Below are 18,485 nucleotides of genomic sequence, written 5' to 3' on the forward strand. Positions count from 1 at the left end.
TGTAGTATAACTACAAGAACACTACAGCCCGGCGCACTTGGATCATAACCGAGTCACGACAGCTCCAAAGCCCAGCCGGCGTATTCACCACTAATCATCGAGTCCCTGCCAGTGAATTTGTTGCAGCACATCGCCCAGTCACGCCACCTTCTGCGTAAGTCGGAACTGAAGGTAGCCGATCATGTACTACTCGATCCTACGGCGGTAATGCACAGTTCCATGGCCGAGTTGGCGCATTCGGTGGGTATCAGCGAACCGACCATCGTGCGCTTCTGTCGAGCCATCGGTTGCAGCGGTTTTCAGGATCTCAAACTCAAGTTGGCACAGAGCCTGGCCGCCGGCGCAAGCTTTGGTCAGTTCGCCATTCATGAAGACGATTCGGTCGCCGACTTCAGCATGAAGATCTTCGATACCACGCTGCATACCCTGATCGAGGTGCGCGAGAATCTCGATGCGGTGGCACTGGAGAAGGCCATCGGCCTGTGCTCCCAGGCGCAGCGCATCGAGTTCTATGGTTTTGGCGCGTCCGGTGCCGTGGCTGCCGATGCCCAGCACAAGTTCTTCCGTTTGCTGCTCAATGCGGCGGCGTACTCCGACCCACACATGCAGGCGATGTCGGCGATTACCCTCAAACCGTCGGACGTCGCGGTATGCATCTCCCAGTCCGGGCGCTCCAAGGATCTGCTGACCACTGCCAACGTGGTACGTGAGGCCGGAGCTTCGCTGATCGCCCTGTGTCCGGGGCAGACGCCGTTGGCGGATCTGGCCACGGTCAACCTGGCCATCGACGTGCAGGAAGACACCGAGATCTATACGCCGCTGGCCTCGCGCATCGCCCACCTGGTAGTGATCGACGTGCTCGCCATGGGCGTGGCCATGGCCCGCGGCCCGAGCCTGGTCAACCACCTCAAGAGCGTCAAGCGCAGCCTGCGCAGTCTGCGGCTGTCGGCGAAGTCGATAAAGAATCACGAAGAAGGCGCCTGAGTTCACCTCAGCGTCACCGCATTGCCCTCAAACTGTCATGGCGTTCGCTGAAGCTGGTCTCCCGTTATTCAACCTGGAGACCTGCCATGGCTCGCCATGTGGATGAAGCGCAACAGCATGAACAGAGTGTGGTGAAAGCCCGGCGCAAACTGCTCGACGAGCAGCGCATGCGCTACCGCCGCGCCATCGAGGCGTATGGCGAGAACCGTCGGCTGCAGTCCGAGATCGCCAGTTTCCACGACCCGTTCTCCATCGAATCCCATCGGCTGCACTGAGTAAGCTCAGCGCAATACATCCCAGGCGACGAGGCTCCTATAATGGCGCTTTTGCCCACCGCCAGGGATGTGCCATGCGTCGTCATCTGCTTGTTCTGCTGCTCCTGCTCTTTCCGCTGTTCGCCGTCGCGCAGAATGCGCAGCCGAAGGTCGGCCTGGTGCTGTCCGGTGGTGCCGCCCGCGGGTTGGCGCATATCGGCGTGCTCAAGGCGCTGGAGGAGCAGGGCGTGCAGATCGATGCCATCGCTGGCACCAGCATGGGCGCGGTGATCGGCGGCTTGTATGCGTCGGGTTACAGCATCGCTGAACTGGAGGAGGTGGCGCTGACCATGGATTGGCGGCAGGTGCTGTCCGACGACCCGCCCCGCACCGATATGCCGTTCCGCCGCAAGCAGGATGACCGCGACTTCCTTATCAAGCAGCGCCTGAGCTTCCGTGACGACGGTAGCCTGGGCCTGCCGCTGGGGGTCATCCAGGGTCAGAACCTGGCGCTGCTGCTCGAGCGCCTGCTGGTGCGCAGCAGCGATGTGCGCGATTTCGACCGCTTGCCCATTCCCTTCCGTGCCGTGGCCACCGATATCGCCAACGACCAGAAGGTGGTCTTTCGCAGCGGTCACCTGCCCCAGGTGATCCGCGCGAGCATGTCGATCCCGGCGGTATTTGCGCCGGTCGAGCTGGATGGTCGCCTGCTGGTCGATGGCGGCATGGTCGACAACATTCCGGTGGACGTGGCCCGTGACATGGGCGTGGATCGGGTCATCGTGGTGGATATCGGCACCCCGCTGAAACCGCGTAAGGAACTGCTCACCGTAGTCGACGTGCTCAACCAGTCGATCACAATGATGACGCGGCGCAATTCCGAAGCGCAACTGGCGACGCTGCAGGCCACCGACGTTCTAGTGCAGCCGAACATGTCGCCCTTCGGCGTGACCGACTTCGGCCGCGGTGAGGAAATGATCGAAGCCGGCTACCAGGCCGCCAAGGCGCTGCAGCCGCGCCTGACAGCGCTGGTGCGACGCAGCGGCGGCAACCCGGCGCTTACGTTGGCGCGCAGTGCCGAGCAACGCACCCCGGTGATCAATGCGATCCAGGTGGATAACGACTCCAAGGTCGGCGACGAGGTGATCCGCAACTACATCCGCCAGCCGCTCGGCGAGCCCTTGGACATGGCCGGGCTGCAGCGTGACATGGGCACGCTGTACGGTCTCGATTACTTCGAGCGGGTGCAGTACCGGGTGGTCAGCCACGAGGGAGAAAACACCCTGGTGATCGATGCGCGTGAGAAACGCACCGGCACCGATTACCTGCGCCTGGGCCTGAATCTCTCCGACGACTTCAATGGCGACAGCGTCTTCAATCTCGGCGCCAGCTTCCGCAAGAACGGCATCAACCGGCTTGGTGCCGAGTGGCTGACGCGGGTGCAACTGGGCGATCGCCAGGAGCTCTACAGCGAATTCTACCAACCGCTGGACGTGGGCTCGCGCTGGTTCGTCGCGCCGAACGTGTATGGCGAGGCGTGGAACGTCGACGCCGTGCTCGACAATGACCCGATCGCCGAATACCGGGTGCAGCGCTACGGCTACGGGCTCAATGTGGGCCGGCAGATCGCCAACAACGGCGAGATCCGTTTCGGTATCGGCCAGGCCTGGGGCGACGCGGAGGTACGTATCGGCGAGCGTGACCAGCCAGAGTTCAGCTTCACCGAGGGGTACTACGAAATGAAGTACTCCTTCGACACCCTCGACAACGTCGACTTCCCCCACGAAGGCGAAGAAATCGGCCTGCACCTGCGCCAGTACGATGCCAGCCTCGGTGCCGATGACCGCTACCGGCAATGGGAACTGAAGCTCGACAAGGCCTTCAGTCACGGGCCCCACAGCCTGTTGCTCGGCGGTCGCTATGGACGCACGCTCGACGATGCCGAGGTGGTCACGTCGAGCTTCCAGCTGGGCGGTGCCCAGCAGTTGTCCGGGTTTCGTCAGGACGCCCTGGCGGGGCAGAACATCAGCCTCGCACGGGCGGTGTACTACCGGCGCATGACGCCGCGCTCATTCTTGCCGCTGGATTTCCCCATCTACCTCGGCGCCTCCCTGGAGCGCGGCCGGGTGTGGAACAACGACAACGCCTTCGACAGCGGCTACATCAACGCGGCCAGCGTTTTCCTCGGCTACGAAACGCCGTTGGGGCCGCTGAACTTCAGTTACGGCCTCAACGACGAAAACGAAAAGGCGTTGTACCTGAATCTGGGAAGCAGCTTCTAAATGGGAAAGCCGGATAGGGATCGGCTCCCGCCTCATGCGGTTTTGTAACGCATGGTTATGTAAATTCGGCAAATGAGAGGCGAATTCATCAAGGAAATCCGTTAAAACAGCCTGAGCCCTAGCGTGCCGGCAGACGATCGAAGTAGATCGCCATTTCCGCTGCCGCTCCAACTTTCCCGCTGAAGAAACGGCATGCCCCTCTCTCGTCCCTTGCTGGTGGTCATCTCCTTGGTGTTGCTCGGCGCATTGCTGTACTGGCTGCGTGCGCCGCAACCTGCCGTCGACAACGCGCCCACTGCCGTACCGGTGGTGCTCCATGAAGTGGTGCCTGGCGATATCCCGGTGCTGCTGCGAACGCTGGGGCGTGTGCGGGCGCTGAACAGCGTGGAAATTCGCGCGCAAATCGATGCCACCCTGGTCGAACTGCCCGTTTCCGAAGGGCAGCAGGTGCGCAAGGGCGAGCTGCTGGCGCGCCTCGATGACCGCAGCCTGCGCGCCGCTCTGCAACAGGCGGAGGCCGAGCGTGGCGTGACCCGTGCGGAGCTGGATATCGCCCGGCTCGATCTGCAGCGCTACGCGAATCTGGTGCGCGAGCGTGCCTCACCGGCGCAGACCTTGGATCAACAGAAAGCACTGGTAGCACGCCTGCAGGCCACCCTGGCGACCCGCGAAGCGGCGGTGACTGCCGCTCAGGTGCAGCTCTCCTATACGCGCATCGAGTCGCCCATCGATGGCCGCCTTGGTATTCGCAATGTGGATGTCGGCAGCCTGCTCAGGGCCAATGACACCGCCAGCCTGTTCTCGGTGGTGCAGACCAACCCCATCGATATCGAGGCGACCCTGCCCCAGCGGCGCCTGCCCGAGCTGCAGCGCTTGCTCGCGGCCGCCGATAAAACCCCGGTGCAGGCGTTCCGTGAGGATGGCGGCACGCTGCTCGGCACCGGGCAACTGGCGCTGATCGACAACCGCGTTGCGCTGGATACCGGCACCCTGCGCTTCAAGGCACGCTTCGATAACGCCAGTGAGCAGCTCTGGCCTGATCAGTCGGTGGTGGTCACCCTGCAGACCGATCTGCTCGCCCAGGCCCTGTCGGTACCGCTGGAAGCGATTCGTCAGCGTACCGAGGGCACCTTCGTGTGGCGTGTCGAGGGCGATACGGTGCAACCGGCGGCGGTGAAGGTGCTGCACGAAGACGAGCAGCGCGCGGTGGTCGAAGGGCTGGCCGCCGGTGATCGGATCGTCACCGATGGCCAGTCGCGGCTGCGCCCGGGCGTCACCGTCAGGAGCATCGAGCCGGTACCCGTCGCGCCCGGAGAGGCACCTTGATGCAGCCGCGCGGGTTCTACGCGCTGTGCATCGCTCATCCTATCGGCATGATTCTGTTGTCCCTGGCGCTGATTCTCGGCGGCATCATCGCCTTCGTGCGCCTGCCCCTGGCGCCGCTGCCGGAGGTGGATGCGCCGACCATCGAGATCTCCGCACAGATGCCCGGTGCCAGCGCCGAAACCATGGCTTCCTCGGTCGCCACGCCACTGGAAGTGCAGCTCAGCGCTATCCCTGGCGTCGACGACATGACCTCGACCAGCTCGCTGGGCCGGGTCGAGCTGATCCTGCAGTTCAATCTAGACAAAGACATCGACGCCGCTGCCCAGGAAGTCCAGGCCGCGATCAACGCCGCTTCGTCACGCCTGCCAAGCCAGCTGCCGGAGTTGCCGGTGTGGCGCAAGATCAACCCGGCTGATACGCCGATCCTGATCCTTTCGGTCAGCTCCGATACGCTCTCGCCCTACGAAGTCAGCGATCTGGCCGAGTCGTCCATCGCCCGCCAACTGAGCCAGATCGAAGGCGTCGGGATGATCCGTCTCAACGGCCTGCAGCGCCCGGCGATCCGCATCCAGGCGCGGCCCGAGCGACTGGTGGCGGCCGGCGTCACTCTGGCCGACATTCGTGCTGCGGTGCAGCGCGCCAGCGGTAATCGGCCTACGGGGGCGCTGGTCGGCGAGCATCGGCTGTCGACCTTGGACAGCAATGGCCAACTGTTCGAAGCCAATGATTACGCCGAGCTGATCGTCGCCTACCGCAACGGCGCTGCGGTGCGCCTGGGTGATGTAGCGAGCGTGGTAGCCGGCGCGGAAAACGCCTATACCCAGGCCTCGCCGGACGGTAAACCGGGAGTCGCGGTGGTCATCCGCCGACAGCCGGGGGCCAATATCGTCGCCACCGTCGATGCGGTGACGGCTGCGCTACCGGAGCTGACTGCCGGCCTGCCGGCCGATCTCGAGGTCAAGGTGCTCAACGACCGCACCCGCACCATCCGGGCCTCGCTGCACGAGGCCGAGCTGACCCTGCTGATCGCCGTGGCGCTGGTGATCGGCATCATGGCGCTGTTCCTGCGGCAGTGGTCGGCGACCCTGGTGGTGTTCGCCGTGCTGGCCACCTCGGTGATCGGTTCCTGCGCTGCCATGCTGGCGTTCGGGCTGTCGCTCAACAACCTGACGCTGGTGGCGATCATCGTCGCCGTGGGTTTCATCGTCGATGACGCCATTGTCGTCGTGGAGAATATCCACAGGCATCTGGAGCGCGGCGTCGGCCGGGTGCAGGCGGCGCTCGATGGCGTGCGCGAGATCGGCTTCACGGTGATTTCTATCAGCCTGTCACTGGTGGCGGTGTTCATTCCGCTGTTCTTCATGAGTGGCTACGTGGGTCGGCTGTTTCGCGAGTTCGCCCTGGCGGCTACCTCGGCGATCATGATTTCCGTGGTCATCTGCCTGACCCTGGCGCCCGCCCTGGCCGCACTGTGCATGCGCCCGCTGGCCAACCATGGCGGCCCGGGGCCGACAATGCGCCGCGCGCTCGGCGGTTACGAGCGCGTACTGGTCTGGGCGCTGGATCATCCACGCAGCATCCTGACGGTGTTCTTCGCCTGCATCGCCATCAGCGTGGGTGGCTTCGCGCTGATGCCCAAAGGCTTCTTTCCGCTGCAGGACACCGGCTTCATGAATGGCACCGTGCAGGCCTCGGCGGACATTTCCTATGAGGCGATGCGCACCAAGAACCGGCAACTGGTGGAGATCTTGCGCAACGACCCCGACATCGTCGCCTTCAATACCGATATCGGTAACGACGGCAGCTACAGCGTCGGCGGCCTCGCCGTGGTGCTCAGCGACCCGGATGATCGCGACGTCAGTGTCGAGCAGATCATCGACCGGCTGCGCCCGCAGTTCGCCGCCATCCCCGATCTGCGCGTGACCCTGCGCGCCGCCCAAGACATCAACCTCGGCTCGCGCGCCTCGCGGGCTCAGTATCAATACGTATTGCGCAGCCGATCGCTGGAAGAGCTGGCCACCTGGACGCCACGCCTCACCGAAAGGCTGCAGGATCACTCGCTGTTTCGCGACGTCAACAACGACCTACAGTTCGACGCCTCGGTAACGCCCGTGCAGATCGACCGCGAGGCGGCCTCGCGCTATGGCTTCTCGGCAGCGGATGTCGATGAGGCGCTGTATGACGCCTTCGGCCAGCGCCGAATCAACGAAATCCAGACCGCTTCCAACCAGTACCAGGTGGTGCTGGAGCTGAGCAGCAGCCAGCGCCAGCGGGTGCAGAGCCTGGAGCTTTTCCAGCTGCGTTCGCCGGCAACCGGGCAGTTGGTGCCACTGAGCACCTTCGTGCGGATATTGCCGGCCAAGCCGGCGCCGGTGAGCATCAACCACAGCGGCATGCTGCCGTCGGCGAACCTGTCGTTCAACCTGGCGCCCGGCGTCGCCCTTGGTGACGCGGTGGCGGTGCTCCGTCAGATCGAGCAGGACATCGGCATGCCGGCCAGCATCGGCGGGCGCTTCAGCGGTGCTGCCCAGGCGTTTCAGCAGACCCTGGCCTCGCAGCCCTGGCTGATCCTCGCGGCGCTGGTCGCGGTGTACATCATTCTCGGCGTGCTCTATGAGAGCCTGGTGCATCCGCTGACCATCCTGTCGACCATTCCTTCGGCGGGCATCGGCGCCTTGCTGCTGCTCTGGTTGTGGGGCCTGGATTTTTCCATCATGGCGTTGATCGGCCTGATTCTGCTGATCGGCATCGTCAAGAAGAACGGCATCCTGCTGGTCGATTTCGCGCTGCAGGCCCAGCGCCAGGGCATGCCGCCGCGAGAGGCGATTCACCAGGCGTGCATGGCGCGCTTCCGGCCCATCCTGATGACCACACTGGCGGCGATGTTCGGGGCGGTGCCGCTGATGCTGGCATTCGGTACGGGTGCCGAGCTGCGTGAGCCGCTGGGCGTTGCCGTAGTCGGTGGCCTGCTGTTCAGCCAGATACTGACCCTGCTGACCACGCCCGTGGTCTACCTGATGATGGATCGCCACCTGGCCAGACGACGTGAGCCGGTTGCCCAACACCAGGAGCTCGCGCCATGAGGCCGCTGCTGCTGGTCTTCGTCTGTCTGTCACTCGTGGCTTGCAGCAGCCGTGAACCGTTGCCGCCTTCGCCCTTGCCGGCAGAGGCAGTGGCAGTGGCAGCTCTGCCGCAAGCCTGGTGGCAGAGCCTGCAGGATCCTGCCCTCGATCAACTCGTGGAGCTGGCGCTGCGCGACAACCTGGATCTGGCCACCGCAACACAGCGCATCCGCGAGCAGCGTGCGCTACGTCGTCAGGCCACCGGCAATCGTTATCCGAACCTGAGCATTACCGGCAGCCACGAGAAGGGTCGTAGCGCTAGCGATGGCCACGACGAGGACTATTTCTATGGTCTCGACCTGAGCTGGGAGGCTGATCTATTCGGTCGCCTGGGCGCTCTTGAGCGCGCCGCCGATGCCAATCTGCAGGCGGCGGACGCCGACTATCAGGCGCTGCGCGTCAGCCTGATCGCCGAGGTGGCAGGTACTTATCTGAACTATCGCCTGGCCCAGCGTGAGGTGGAGATAGCGGGGCGTGCCGCCGACAGCCAGGCGCAGATCGCCAGGATCACCCGCATACGCTTCGATCAGGGCACTGCCAGTGGCTTCGATGTCGAGCGTCTCGATACCCAGCTTGCCGTTACCCGAGCGGCAATCCCGGAAGCGCGTCAGCGCGCTGAAGCGGCGCGCTATTCGCTTGCCTATCTGCTCAACGCCGAGCAGGCGGGCATCGATGCGCTGCTGGCCGAGCAGGCCACCCCGCTGGCGCCCCGTGACGAGCGCCTGCTGCCATTGCTGGAGCTGCCGGCGAGCAGCCTGCGTGCCCGCGCTGACGTGCGCGCCGCCGAGCTACGATTGCTGGCTGCCGACAGTAGCCTGGATGCCGCCAAGGCACTGCGTTATCCACAGCTGACCCTGGGCGCACTGGTGGGTTTCGAGCAGGGTATTGGCGTGCCGGCCTGGACGCTCAGCGGACAGGCCCTGCAACCGCTGTTCGACTTCGGCCGTATTCGCGGCGGTATCGAAGCTGGCGACGCGCTGCGCGAGCAGGCCTGGCTGGGCTATCAGGCGAGCCTGATTCAGGCACTGCGAGAAACCCGCAGTGCGATCAGCGCCTATGTTCAGGGGCTCGACCGTCAGCGCCTGTTGGACACGGCCAGCCGTTCCGCGGCCAACGCCACGGCTTTGGCGCAACGGCAGTACGACGCCGGTACTGTGTCCCTTATCGAAGTGCTGGATGCCGAACGCACCCAGTTCGACACAGAGCTCGAACAGCAGCGCGCCTTCACTGATGTAGCGCTGCGATGGGTGGAGATCTACCGCACGCTAGGGCTGGCACCTGCGCAGCCGGCAGGCTCGTCAGGCGAGCCTGCACAGACTCCGAATTGAGCGAGCTGTGTCATTGAGAGGGTGTGGGAACGATAGGGGTGGTCACGGCTAGCAAAGCTTAAAGGTGAACACCTTTCTGTGACACTCAGGAATTGACCGCCTGGGAGATCGGAAAACGCTGATTGAGCACTTCGATCAAGCGCTCCTGGTAGATGGGTTTAGGTAGGAAGTCGACCACCTGCAGGGGTAAAAGCCCAATTACGTCGTTCATATCCGCATGACCGGACATGACGATAATCGGCAAGGTCGCATGCTTGGGGTTGGCGCGCAGATTCTGGATAAGACGCAGCCCACTCTCGTCGGGCATGCGCAGATCAGTGATCACCAGTGCGATGGCAGGCCAGGTATCCAGGCATAACATCGCACCACTGACACTATTGGCGCAGTGACAATGGAAACCTTCACCCTCGAGCAACTCGCCAAGTTCTTCGAGGGCTTCGGTTTCATCATCGACTAGTAATATATGTTGACGCATATATAGAGACCTTCCGTAGGTCGATATTGCCAACTATCCGTGCTCGAAATTATTTACGTTTATTAAGGCGTGCTAGGTGTTCTTGCCTCTGTCAAAGCATCGGCGATGGATTGGAATACGCTATTCACTTCGGTGCCGACACTGGTGACAGTCGCGATAATAACCACGGCGATCAACGCCGCAATAATTGAATATTCAATAGCCGACGCGCCGTCTTCTTTGGCGAAGAACTCGCGAATTTTTTCGCGCAGGATAATGAGTGTGAACATGTTCGTACTTCCTCTGTAGCCATGCAGGCAGGGGTGCCTGTAGATGGGGCTTGCAAGGGGAAGTGTAGAAACGGTGTGCGGCAGTTCGCAAACTCACCTTGGTATTATATAGAAAGTATTAATCACAACTATAAGCGCTAATAAATTCAATGCTTAAGGCACTAGTTATGAAGCGCTATTGTGTAAGCGTCAGCGCTCTGACTACTATGCAGCGACGAACGGCATGAATTATTGATGGCTGGATTCGCGATAAGTTTCCGGAAAATCTTATTAAAGTGAAAAGCCGCGTTGCCGATACTCAACACGGTTCCATTTACCCGCCTATCGTTATTCAGCATGAACATCGCGTTGTGCCGAGGTCTTGCAGTTCTATGGCTACAAGGAGTGTGCTGTCATGAATAGCCGATTGACGCTGGTGCTGGCTGGCGTGCTGCTGGTCGGAGCCGTGGTCACGGGGTATTGGGGGCTGACCCTGAGCCGTGAGCCCGTGCAACCGGCATCGGCGCCCGTGGTGTCTCCTGCTACCCCTACCCCGGCAGGACAGGTGAGCAGCGAACTACAGGCTCAGGTAGACGAGCAGCAACGCACCAGCGTGGTGGTGCTCGCTCGTGATGTACAGGCGCTGACTCCCATCACGCGTGACGATCTCGCCGTGGAGCGCCTGCGCATCGCCCCGCCGGGAAGTTTCGCCAAACCGGAGGAGTTGCTGGGCCGTACGCTCTGGCGGAACACCACGGCCGGTACGGTTGTGAATCAGGCGACGTTCGAGATGGGCGGCCCGCTGGCACGGATGATTCGCCCGGAGGAGCGAGCCATTGCCGTCGCAGTGGATGAAGTTATTGGCGGCGGTGGGCACCTGAGTCCCGGTGATTATGTGGACGTGCTGCTGTATCTGCGCCAGGACGAAAACAATCGTGATCAGACCGCCCAGGTACTGATACCAGCACTGCGGCTGCTGAGTGTAGGTGGTGCCCTTGGGGCAACCAATCAGGGAGAGGCGGCGCAATTGCCCGCGGACGCGGAGGAAGAGCGTCGTCGGCGTCGTTCACCTACCACCGCCGTTCTGGCCGTTCCCGACGTTCTGCTGACGCGCTTCATGCTGGCCACTCAGGTCGGCAGCCTGCGCCTGGCCGTGCGCAGCGCGGATGAAAACCTGCTCGCGGGTTACTACGCGGGCGACGAGCCGAAGGCCGCTATCGCCGAGGCGCAACGGCAACTGTTCCAGTTCGAGAAGCTGGCGTTAGGTGGCGCTGCGCCTCAACCGCAGCCAGGCGTGGTGGTACAGCAGGTATCCACGCCTGCCAGCATCCCGGTGTATCGCGGCAATGACGCCACTCGGCAAACTCCCTGACCGGCAAGGATTCCAGCCATGAACGATGCCAACCGTAGTCCGCGCCGCTCGCGCCTGGTGTTTTGCCTGGTGGGAGCGTTGTTGGGCCTGCCATCCGGGGTGTTCGCTTCCTGCGCAGGCCTCGAGCCGGTGCCGGCGGTAATGGAAGTGACACAGGGCATGCAGCGCGAGCTGCGCTTTCCGGTACCGATCACGCGCCTGGCCATTGCCGATCCGGAGGTCGCCGATGTGAGCCTCAATACCAAGGATAGCTTTCTGTTGCTGGGCAAGCGTGGCGGCACCACCAGCCTGATGGTATGGACGCGTTGCGACCTCGAGCCCAGGCAGAGCATGGTCGTGGTGCAGGGCGCCGCTACCGCTGCGCTCGCCGAGCCGGCGGTGCTTTACGGTGAGGACATCGTGCCGAGCCAGGTGCAGACCGATATCCGCTTCGTCGAGGTCAGGCGCAGTAAGCTGCGTGAAGTAGGGCTGCGCATCTTCGGTACGGCCTCGAACAACTTCCTGATCGGCGCTCCTGGTACCGGGCCGGCGACGGTGCCCGTAGGCGGTGTCGGTGGTGTGGGGCCTGGCGCTGCTTTCCCGCTGTCGCGCGACGGTTTCAATATTGTCTGGGGCGGTGGCAGCAGCAAGTTTCTGCTGGGGCTGGATGCGCTGGAGAACAGTGGCTTCGCCTACACCCTTGCTCGTCCCAGCCTGGTTTCTCTCAGTGGTCAGAGCGCAAGCTTTCTCGCCGGTGGCGAATTTCCCATACCGGTACCCAGCAGCGGCAGCGATTCGCTGTCCATCGAGTACAAGGAGTTCGGCGTGCGTCTGACGCTCACGCCAACCGTGGTCGGGCGCAACCGTATCAGCCTCAAGGTCGCCCCCGAGGTCAGCGAATTAGACTTCACCGCCGGCATCACCATCGCCGGTACGCAGGTGCCTGCGCTGAACGTGCGGCGCACCGATACCAGCGTTTCCCTGGCCGATGGCGAGAGCTTCATCATCAGCGGTCTGATCTCGACTAACAGCTCCTCGACTGTGGAGAAGTTGCCTTTTCTCGGCGACGTGCCCGTGCTCGGCGCGTTCTTTCGTTCCTCGCGAATCGAACGCGAGGAGCGTGAATTGCTGATGGTGGTCACCCCGCGGCTGGTGCAACCGATGGCGGCTAATGCCCAGCTACCGGAATTGCCGGGTGAGCAGTTCCGTAACTACGACCCGGGTGTGTTCCGGCAACTGTTCCTCGAGAACGGCGACTTTCATCGGGCTGACGGCCTGTCGCGTTAGGGAGTACGCATGGAACAGATTTTTCTCGCACAAACCCGCCGCAAGCAGGATCTCGAATGGTTGCAGGCCGCTTTGGCTGGCCAGGGGCAGGTACTCAACGTCGGCGAGACGCTCGATGAGGTGCTCGGGCTGATGGACATGACCGGCAGCTGCCTGGTGTTCGTCGGCCTCAGTCGCGAAGGGCAGACGGCCCAAAGCGCGTTGATCGAGTCGTTGCTCGACGTACGGCCGATGGTCGTGGTGGTGGCCTTGGGCGATGGCCTGGATAACCAACTGGTGCTCAACGCCATGCGCGCCGGTGCCCGTGATTTCATCGCCTATGGTTCACGCAGCAGTGAGGTGCTGGGGCTGGTTCGCCGTCTGACGCAGCGCCTGCCGCAATTGCCGCCGTCCCGTGACCAGGGCGAACTGACGTTGTTGTGCGGCCTGCAACCGGATGCCGATGCCGCACTGCTGGCCGTGCACCTGGCGCTGCAGGTTCAGGCCCGCGGCCAGCGCACGCTGTTCGTCGATCTTGGAGTGCCGAGAGGAGAGAGCCTGGAGCTGTTCGGGCTGGAGTCGTCGTTCTGCTTTGGCGATGCGTTGCGCAATATCCGCCGTCTCGATTCGAACCTGATCGAAAGCGCCTTCGCCCGGCACCCCGACGGCCTGCGCGTGTTGCCCCATGGGCCGGATGACGATGCCCTCGAACGCTTCAGTCTTGGCGAGCTGTTTCTGCTGCTGGGCAGTTTGCGTCAGCATTTTCAGCACGTGGTGGTGAATCTCTGCGGTCAGCCTGACTGCGATGGTCTGCGCTCCTTCGCTACTCACGCTCAGCGACTGTTCTGGTGCGTCGATCAGAGCGTGCCCAACTGCCGCCGTAACCTGGCTCTGTTGGCGCTCTGGCGTGGCAAGGGCATCAAGCTCGACCATGCACGGCTGCTGGTCGACCGCTACCAACCGAGTGTGGCACCTGGCCTGCAGGAGTTGAGCAGAACCTTTGCGTTGCCCCTCGAGGCTGGCCTGCCGCTGAGCCCGGTCACTCGCCTCAAGGCCAAGAATCAGGGCGTGCCACTGTACGAGTTCGCCCCGCGTGATGGCCTCACGCAGGGGCTGCTGGCGCTCGCTAACGGCGTGGTCGAGCACAAGCAGGGTGGCTCCGGTCGCTGGTGGCAACGCTTGTTGAGGGTCGGCTCATGACGATTGGTCCGTTCGGTGGCGATGGTGCGCGCGTCGGTGTGCAGGATCTCAAGCCGGTGTTGCACCGTTACCTGATCGATGCTCTGGAAGAGAAGGGCGAAAATCTGCTCGAAGGGACTCGCACCTCGTTGGCGAGCTTCGTCAGCGAGCAGGTCAGTGACTATGTCAGCCGTCGGCAGATCGCCATCTCCCGCTATGAGGTGGATCGTCTCGCCGAGGAGCTGGTGGACGAACTGACCGGTTTCGGCCCGCTGGAGATTCTTCTCAAGGACGAAGGTGTGACCGAGATTCTGGTCAACGGGCCGCACCGGGTATTCATCGAGCGCGGCGGGGTGCTGCAGCTCAGTGACCTGCGTTTCATCGACGATCAGCACGTGCTGCGGGTCATCCAGCGCATTCTGGCCCCGGTGGGGCGGCGGCTCGACGAATCTTCGCCGATGGTCGATGCGCGCATGCCAGATGGCAGCCGCATCAACGCGATCATCCCGCCGGTGGCCCTGGACGGCCCCTGCATCTCGGTGCGCAAGTTTCGCAAGGACATGCTGCGCAGCGCCGACCTGCTGGCCAGCAACTCGCTGGATCAGGCCATGCTCAGTTGCCTGGAACTGATGGTCAGGCGCCGCTGCAACATCATGGTCAGTGGCGGTACCGGAACCGGCAAGACCACCCTGCTGAACATGCTGAGCCAGATGATCGACCCGCGCGAACGTATCGTCACCATCGAAGACACCGCCGAGCTGGGGCTCAATCACGATCACGTGGTGCGTCTGGAAACCCGGCCACCGAATGCCGAAGGTTATGGCGAAGTGGGCGCCCGTGAGCTGGTGCGTAACGCCCTGCGTATGCGCCCGGATCGCATCGTGCTCGGCGAGGTTCGCGGCGTCGAGGTGCTCGACGTGCTGACCGCGATGAACACCGGTCACGACGGCTCCATGAGTACCGTGCACGCCAACAATGCCCAGGATGCACTGCTGCGTCTGGAAACCCTGGTGGGCTTCTCCGGCGCCACGATGGCCGAGCGTACTCTGCGGCAGATGATCTGCGCAGCGCTGGATGTGGTGATTCAACTGACCCGTCTACCGGATGGTCGTCGCTGCATCAGTGAGGTGGTCGAGGTGCTCGGTCTGCGCGAGGATCAGTACGTCACTAACACGCTGTTCCGACTCGATCGCAGTGGCGCCGGCACCTTCTGCCGCGATGCGCCGAACCCGGCTGGCCACAAGATGCGCCGCGACTGAGCGAGGCGGCCCAGGCGCCAAGGAGACCTTGAATGAACGCATCGATGCTGCTGGGGGTGATCTGCCTGATCTTGCTCGGGGCGGGCCTGCTGATGCTGCGCAGAAGCCGTGAGCAGGCCGCTTCCGAGCAGGTGATCCAGCGCTTGCTGATGGATCAGCCGGAGCCTCTGGGGGTGGTGTCCATCGGGCATGTGGATAAGTTGTTTCTGCGTGCCGGTTTCAGCAAGCCACGCAAGGGCCTCGGCTTGTGGCTGTTCATCTGGTTGCTTGGCGCCTTGATGGGGTTGATTGTCGGCCATTGGCTGGGCCTGCTGGTCATGCTGTTGCTACCACTGGTGCTCGGGCACCTGTTCATTGCATTGCGTTATCGCCGCCGAGTACAGCGCATGATCGAGCAACTGCCGATCTTTCTTGACCACGTGATTCGCAGCCTTAAGTCCGGGCGCGCGCTTGGCGACGCGCTGATGCTGGCCATGGAGACCGCGCCCGAACCCCTGCGCGAGGCGATGGCCCGTACCCGCCGTAACGTGCAGCGCGGCATGGGTCTGGGCGATGCCCTGCAGGATTTCGCCGATCTCTACGAGCGTGATGAATTCCAGGTACTGGCACTTGGGGTCAGGGTCAATCAGCGTTATGGCGGTAACAGCACCGAGCTGCTGAACAACCTGATCCGGTTGATCCGCGAGCGCGAGCAGAGCGCTCGCAAACTGCGCGCGCTGACCGGCGAAACTCGCATCAGCGCCTATGTGATGGGCGGCCTGCCGCTGGCGCTGGCCTGCTACATCTTCGTCACCAACCCGCAATTCATGCTGGGCATGTGGCAGGAGTCCACGGGGCGCATGGTGCTGCTGTTGGCATTCGTGCTGCAGGCACTTGGCAGCTTCTCGCTGTGGCGCATGCTGAGGAGCCTGTGATGGGTGGTCTTCTGCTGCTCAGTGCGTTGCTGCAGTTGCTGCTCGCACTACTGTTCATCTACCTGGCCTATGGCGATCTGCGTGCCCGGCGGCAATTCAGCCAGCGCATGGGCAGCGTATCGCGGGTTTCCGGTGGCGGCATGATGCGCGGCATCGGCGGCAGCTCGCTGGGCCGGCGTACCCTGAGCATGGATAGCGAAACGGTGCAGTTGCTCAATCGCCTGGGCTGGCGCAAACGCAGTCAGCAATCGATGTTCTCGGCCATCCAGTTGGGCACGCCGATCGTATTGCTGATGTTGGTAGTGATCGTCCAGCTACTCTTGAACAAGGCGCCGCAACCGATCTGGCTGGCGCCGGTTTTCGCGCTCGGTATCGGTTACCTGATCCCCAAGCGCTGGCTGGCCATGGCGGCCAGGCGTCGACAGGAGCAGTTGGCTGAAGAGGTGACGACGTTCATTCCCTTGCTGCGCATCCTGTTCGATGTCGGCATGACCGTGGAGCAGGGGTTGCGGGTTCTCGCCAAGGAGTCCGAGGGCATCCTGCCGAACCTCAGCGCAGAGTTGCGCCAGGTGCTGGCGCGGGTCGATGCGGGGCTCGAATTGGGCCGTGAATTGCGTGACATGGCGGCCCTGCTGGAAGTCTACGAGGTCACCGATTGCGTAGTGATCCTCGAACAGCTTATCGTCCAGGGCGGCGGAGCCATGGCCTCGTTGCTGCGGCTCAAGGAGCTGATCGATGATCGGCATCATACGGCTCTCGAAGAAAGAGTTTCCAAATTGTCCGGGAAGATGTCCGTGGTCATGATGATCTTCCTGTTCCCGGCATTGTTGATCGTATTGGCGGGGCCCGGATTTATCGCGATCGTCGGGGCTCTGGGGGAGTTGAGATGAAGCGTGTAGTGAGCGTGGTAGGGGTGGTGGGACTGTTGGCTGGTTGCGCGAGCAGCCCGGCCCAGTCCCCCTGGTTGATGAGCAGGGGCACAGCGACCCCGATGAGCTGTGCACCGCTGTCCCAGGATCAGGAGCTGGCCCTCAATCTGGCGCAGAAAACCGCCGATGAAGGGCGTCTACACGCGGCATTAGCCAATCTGGAGCGCCTGCCCAGCGGTCTGCCCCAGGCGAACTTGTACAAGGCGCGCATTCTGCGCTCGCTGAACCGCCCGGAAGCTCAGGAGCTTTACACCAGCCTGCTCGGTACCTGCCTCAAGGCTCAGGGTGAACACGGCCTGGGCCAGCTCGCCAGTGCTCAGGGCCGTTACGAGGAAGCACTGACTCATCTGCGCCTGGCGGCCAATCTCGATCCGACCAGCGATACCATCCGCAACGACCTGGGCGTGGTGTACATGAATCTCGGTCGTATGGATGAAGCGCGCTTCGAATTGCTGACCGCACTGGAGCTCAATGAGACGGAGAAGCAGCCGGCACTGAATTTGCTGACCCTGCTGATTTTCCAGGGCAACCTGCCGCAGGCCAGCGCACTGGCCGAGCGCATGGGCTTTTCTGCCAGCGAGTTCCGCACAGCCGAACAGCGTGCCCAGGCATTGCGCAGCCAGATCGGTGTAGCGGGTGCCGCTGCGCCGCAACCCGGCGGCCCGACACCAGCCCCGCGTGCTCAGCAGAGTTCGCCTGCTGCTGCGACTCCGGCGCCGAAGCCAGCCGATACGCGGCCGGCTCCGGCGCCGCAGCCGGTTGCCTCTGTCGTTGCCGCACCTGTTGCAAAGGCAGCCGAGAAGCCGATAGTGCCGCAGCCAGTTGCTCAGCCGGCGGTCGCGAGCTCGGCACCAGCCGATGCGCCACGCCCGCCAGCCGTTCCGGCGCCGCAGCTATCCAATTTCCGTCCGGTTCCGGTGGTACCGCTTTCCGTTGCCAGCGCCGTGAGGTCGCCAGCAGCTCCAGCGCCAGCCGTTGCTCCCGTGGTCGTGGCCAGAGCGCCAGCCGCAGAGCCGGCACCTGCCGTTACGCGTACCGTCTTGGCTAGCGCAGCGCCGATTCCGGCGCCGCCGCGCCAGGTGGCCGCTGCTCCGGTGGTGGTCAGCCAGCCGACGGCGCCTGCGCCGGCCGCCGCCCCTGCGCCGGCCGCTGCTCCTGTGATCGTGGCCCAGGCGCCTGCCGTCGCGCCGACACCTGTCGCTACGCGTGCAGCCGTGGCTAGCGCAGCACCGACCCCAGCGGCGACGCCCCAGGTTGTCGCTGCTCCGGTGGTGGTCAGCCAACCGGCTGCGCCTGCAGTGGCTGCCGCGCCGGTGGTACGTGCTCCGCTGGAGGCCGTCGCTTCGGCTGCGCCAGCGAGCATTTTCGCTTCCGCACCGACTTCCGCACCGGCCGCCACACCTGCCAATCAGGTGCGGGCAAAGATCGAGATGCGTCCAGGCCGTCTGATCGTGCCTGACGACGGGGGCTTCATCCGCATCGAGCCTGTTAGCGAGCTACAGGGCGACACAGTGGCCAATCAGCGCTGATCGGACACCCACCAGCCACGGCGCAACTGCGCTAGAGGG

At 63.3% G+C, this 18,485-nt stretch carries 15 protein-coding genes; 13 read left to right on the forward strand and 2 right to left on the reverse strand.

What is annotated here, in order from left to right:
- The first annotated feature begins 111 nt into the window (after window positions 1-111).
- From hexR to ACZ0AI_RS17825, 6 genes are all read left to right on the forward strand, one after another.
- The gene (gene hexR / locus ACZ0AI_RS17800) at window positions 112-984 is read left to right on the forward strand and encodes a transcriptional regulator HexR (RefSeq protein WP_463563009.1); all 873 of its coding nucleotides are present in this window, start codon (window positions 112-114) and stop codon (window positions 982-984) included.
- 86 nt (window positions 985-1,070) lie between these two features.
- Window positions 1,071-1,259, forward strand: a complete 189-nt coding sequence (locus tag ACZ0AI_RS17805; RefSeq protein WP_463563010.1) for a PA3496 family putative envelope integrity protein — start codon at window positions 1,071-1,073, stop codon at window positions 1,257-1,259.
- A 74-nt stretch (window positions 1,260-1,333) separates the two neighbouring features.
- Window positions 1,334-3,520: a patatin-like phospholipase family protein gene (locus ACZ0AI_RS17810; RefSeq protein ID WP_463563011.1), complete on the forward strand. Its 2,187-nt coding sequence runs from the start codon at window positions 1,334-1,336 to the stop codon at window positions 3,518-3,520.
- Window positions 3,521-3,712: 192 nt separating this feature from the next.
- Window positions 3,713-4,846 carry an efflux RND transporter periplasmic adaptor subunit gene (locus ACZ0AI_RS17815; protein WP_463563012.1) on the forward strand — a complete coding sequence of 378 codons (1,134 nt, stop codon included), beginning with the start codon at window positions 3,713-3,715 and terminating at the stop codon, window positions 4,844-4,846.
- Entirely contained in the window at window positions 4,846-7,929 is a 3,084-nt protein-coding gene (locus ACZ0AI_RS17820) for an efflux RND transporter permease subunit (RefSeq protein ID WP_463565965.1), read from the forward strand. Before ACZ0AI_RS17815 ends, ACZ0AI_RS17820 begins: the two co-directional genes overlap by 1 nt.
- Window positions 7,926-9,296 (forward strand): TolC family protein, encoded by a 1,371-nt coding sequence (locus tag ACZ0AI_RS17825; RefSeq protein ID WP_463563013.1) that lies wholly within the window; start codon window positions 7,926-7,928, stop codon window positions 9,294-9,296. Before ACZ0AI_RS17820 ends, ACZ0AI_RS17825 begins: the two co-directional genes overlap by 4 nt.
- Window positions 9,297-9,381: 85 nt before the next feature.
- Here ACZ0AI_RS17825 and ACZ0AI_RS17830 read toward each other — a convergent pair whose 3' ends face one another.
- Window positions 9,382-9,771: a response regulator gene (locus ACZ0AI_RS17830; RefSeq protein ID WP_463563014.1), complete on the reverse strand. Its 390-nt coding sequence runs from the start codon at window positions 9,769-9,771 to the stop codon at window positions 9,382-9,384.
- Window positions 9,772-9,833: 62 nt separating this feature from the next.
- Window positions 9,834-10,040 (reverse strand): Flp family type IVb pilin, encoded by a 207-nt coding sequence (locus tag ACZ0AI_RS17835; RefSeq protein WP_463563015.1) that lies wholly within the window; start codon window positions 10,038-10,040, stop codon window positions 9,834-9,836.
- A 394-nt stretch (window positions 10,041-10,434) separates the two neighbouring features.
- Here ACZ0AI_RS17835 and cpaB point away from each other — a divergent pair, with 394 nt between their 5' ends.
- From cpaB to ACZ0AI_RS17870, 7 genes are read left to right on the forward strand one after another with little or no spacing between them, the layout of a single operon-like run.
- A complete protein-coding gene (gene cpaB, locus ACZ0AI_RS17840; protein WP_463563016.1) occupies window positions 10,435-11,391 on the forward strand; it encodes a Flp pilus assembly protein CpaB in 957 nt (318 codons plus the stop codon).
- Window positions 11,392-11,409: 18 nt separating this feature from the next.
- The gene (locus tag ACZ0AI_RS17845; RefSeq protein ID WP_463563017.1) at window positions 11,410-12,657 is read left to right on the forward strand and encodes a type II and III secretion system protein family protein; all 1,248 of its coding nucleotides are present in this window, start codon (window positions 11,410-11,412) and stop codon (window positions 12,655-12,657) included.
- A gap of 9 nt (window positions 12,658-12,666) precedes the next feature.
- Entirely contained in the window at window positions 12,667-13,836 is a 1,170-nt protein-coding gene (locus ACZ0AI_RS17850) for a pilus assembly protein (RefSeq protein ID WP_463563018.1), read from the forward strand.
- Window positions 13,833-15,074 carry a CpaF family protein gene (locus ACZ0AI_RS17855; protein WP_463563019.1) on the forward strand — a complete coding sequence of 414 codons (1,242 nt, stop codon included), beginning with the start codon at window positions 13,833-13,835 and terminating at the stop codon, window positions 15,072-15,074. Before ACZ0AI_RS17850 ends, ACZ0AI_RS17855 begins: the two co-directional genes overlap by 4 nt.
- A gap of 32 nt (window positions 15,075-15,106) precedes the next feature.
- On the forward strand, window positions 15,107-15,988 hold the full coding sequence (locus ACZ0AI_RS17860; protein WP_225836898.1) for a type II secretion system F family protein: 882 nt from the start codon (window positions 15,107-15,109) through the stop codon (window positions 15,986-15,988).
- Window positions 15,988-16,878 (forward strand): type II secretion system F family protein, encoded by an 891-nt coding sequence (locus ACZ0AI_RS17865; protein WP_463563020.1) that lies wholly within the window; start codon window positions 15,988-15,990, stop codon window positions 16,876-16,878. Before ACZ0AI_RS17860 ends, ACZ0AI_RS17865 begins: the two co-directional genes overlap by 1 nt.
- Complete coding sequence (locus tag ACZ0AI_RS17870; RefSeq protein WP_463563021.1) at window positions 16,875-18,446, forward strand: tetratricopeptide repeat protein; 1,572 nt, start codon at window positions 16,875-16,877, stop codon at window positions 18,444-18,446. Before ACZ0AI_RS17865 ends, ACZ0AI_RS17870 begins: the two co-directional genes overlap by 4 nt.
- Window positions 18,447-18,485: the final 39 nt, after the last annotated feature.

Source organism: Pseudomonas sp. AC355, from assembly GCF_979258205.1.

Bases quoted from the DNA above. Each gene is read 5' to 3' on its own strand.
- ACZ0AI_RS17805 (WP_463563010.1), top strand. From the start codon at position 1,071: ATGGCTCGCCATGTGGATGAAGCGCAACAGCATGAACAGAGTGTGGTG.
- ACZ0AI_RS17810 (WP_463563011.1), top strand. From the start codon at position 1,334: ATGCGTCGTCATCTGCTTGTTCTGCTGCTCCTGCTCTTTCCGCTGTTC.
- ACZ0AI_RS17815 (WP_463563012.1), top strand. From the start codon at position 3,713: ATGCCCCTCTCTCGTCCCTTGCTGGTGGTCATCTCCTTGGTGTTGCTC.
- ACZ0AI_RS17820 (WP_463565965.1), top strand. From the start codon at position 4,846: ATGCAGCCGCGCGGGTTCTACGCGCTGTGCATCGCTCATCCTATCGGC.
- ACZ0AI_RS17825 (WP_463563013.1), top strand. From the start codon at position 7,926: ATGAGGCCGCTGCTGCTGGTCTTCGTCTGTCTGTCACTCGTGGCTTGC.
- ACZ0AI_RS17830 (WP_463563014.1), bottom strand. From the start codon at position 9,771: ATGCGTCAACATATATTACTAGTCGATGATGAAACCGAAGCCCTCGAA.
- ACZ0AI_RS17835 (WP_463563015.1), bottom strand. From the start codon at position 10,040: ATGTTCACACTCATTATCCTGCGCGAAAAAATTCGCGAGTTCTTCGCC.
- cpaB (WP_463563016.1), top strand. From the start codon at position 10,435: ATGAATAGCCGATTGACGCTGGTGCTGGCTGGCGTGCTGCTGGTCGGA.
- ACZ0AI_RS17845 (WP_463563017.1), top strand. From the start codon at position 11,410: ATGAACGATGCCAACCGTAGTCCGCGCCGCTCGCGCCTGGTGTTTTGC.
- ACZ0AI_RS17850 (WP_463563018.1), top strand. From the start codon at position 12,667: ATGGAACAGATTTTTCTCGCACAAACCCGCCGCAAGCAGGATCTCGAA.
- ACZ0AI_RS17855 (WP_463563019.1), top strand. From the start codon at position 13,833: ATGACGATTGGTCCGTTCGGTGGCGATGGTGCGCGCGTCGGTGTGCAG.
- ACZ0AI_RS17860 (WP_225836898.1), top strand. From the start codon at position 15,107: ATGAACGCATCGATGCTGCTGGGGGTGATCTGCCTGATCTTGCTCGGG.
- ACZ0AI_RS17865 (WP_463563020.1), top strand. From the start codon at position 15,988: ATGGGTGGTCTTCTGCTGCTCAGTGCGTTGCTGCAGTTGCTGCTCGCA.
- ACZ0AI_RS17870 (WP_463563021.1), top strand. From the start codon at position 16,875: ATGAAGCGTGTAGTGAGCGTGGTAGGGGTGGTGGGACTGTTGGCTGGT.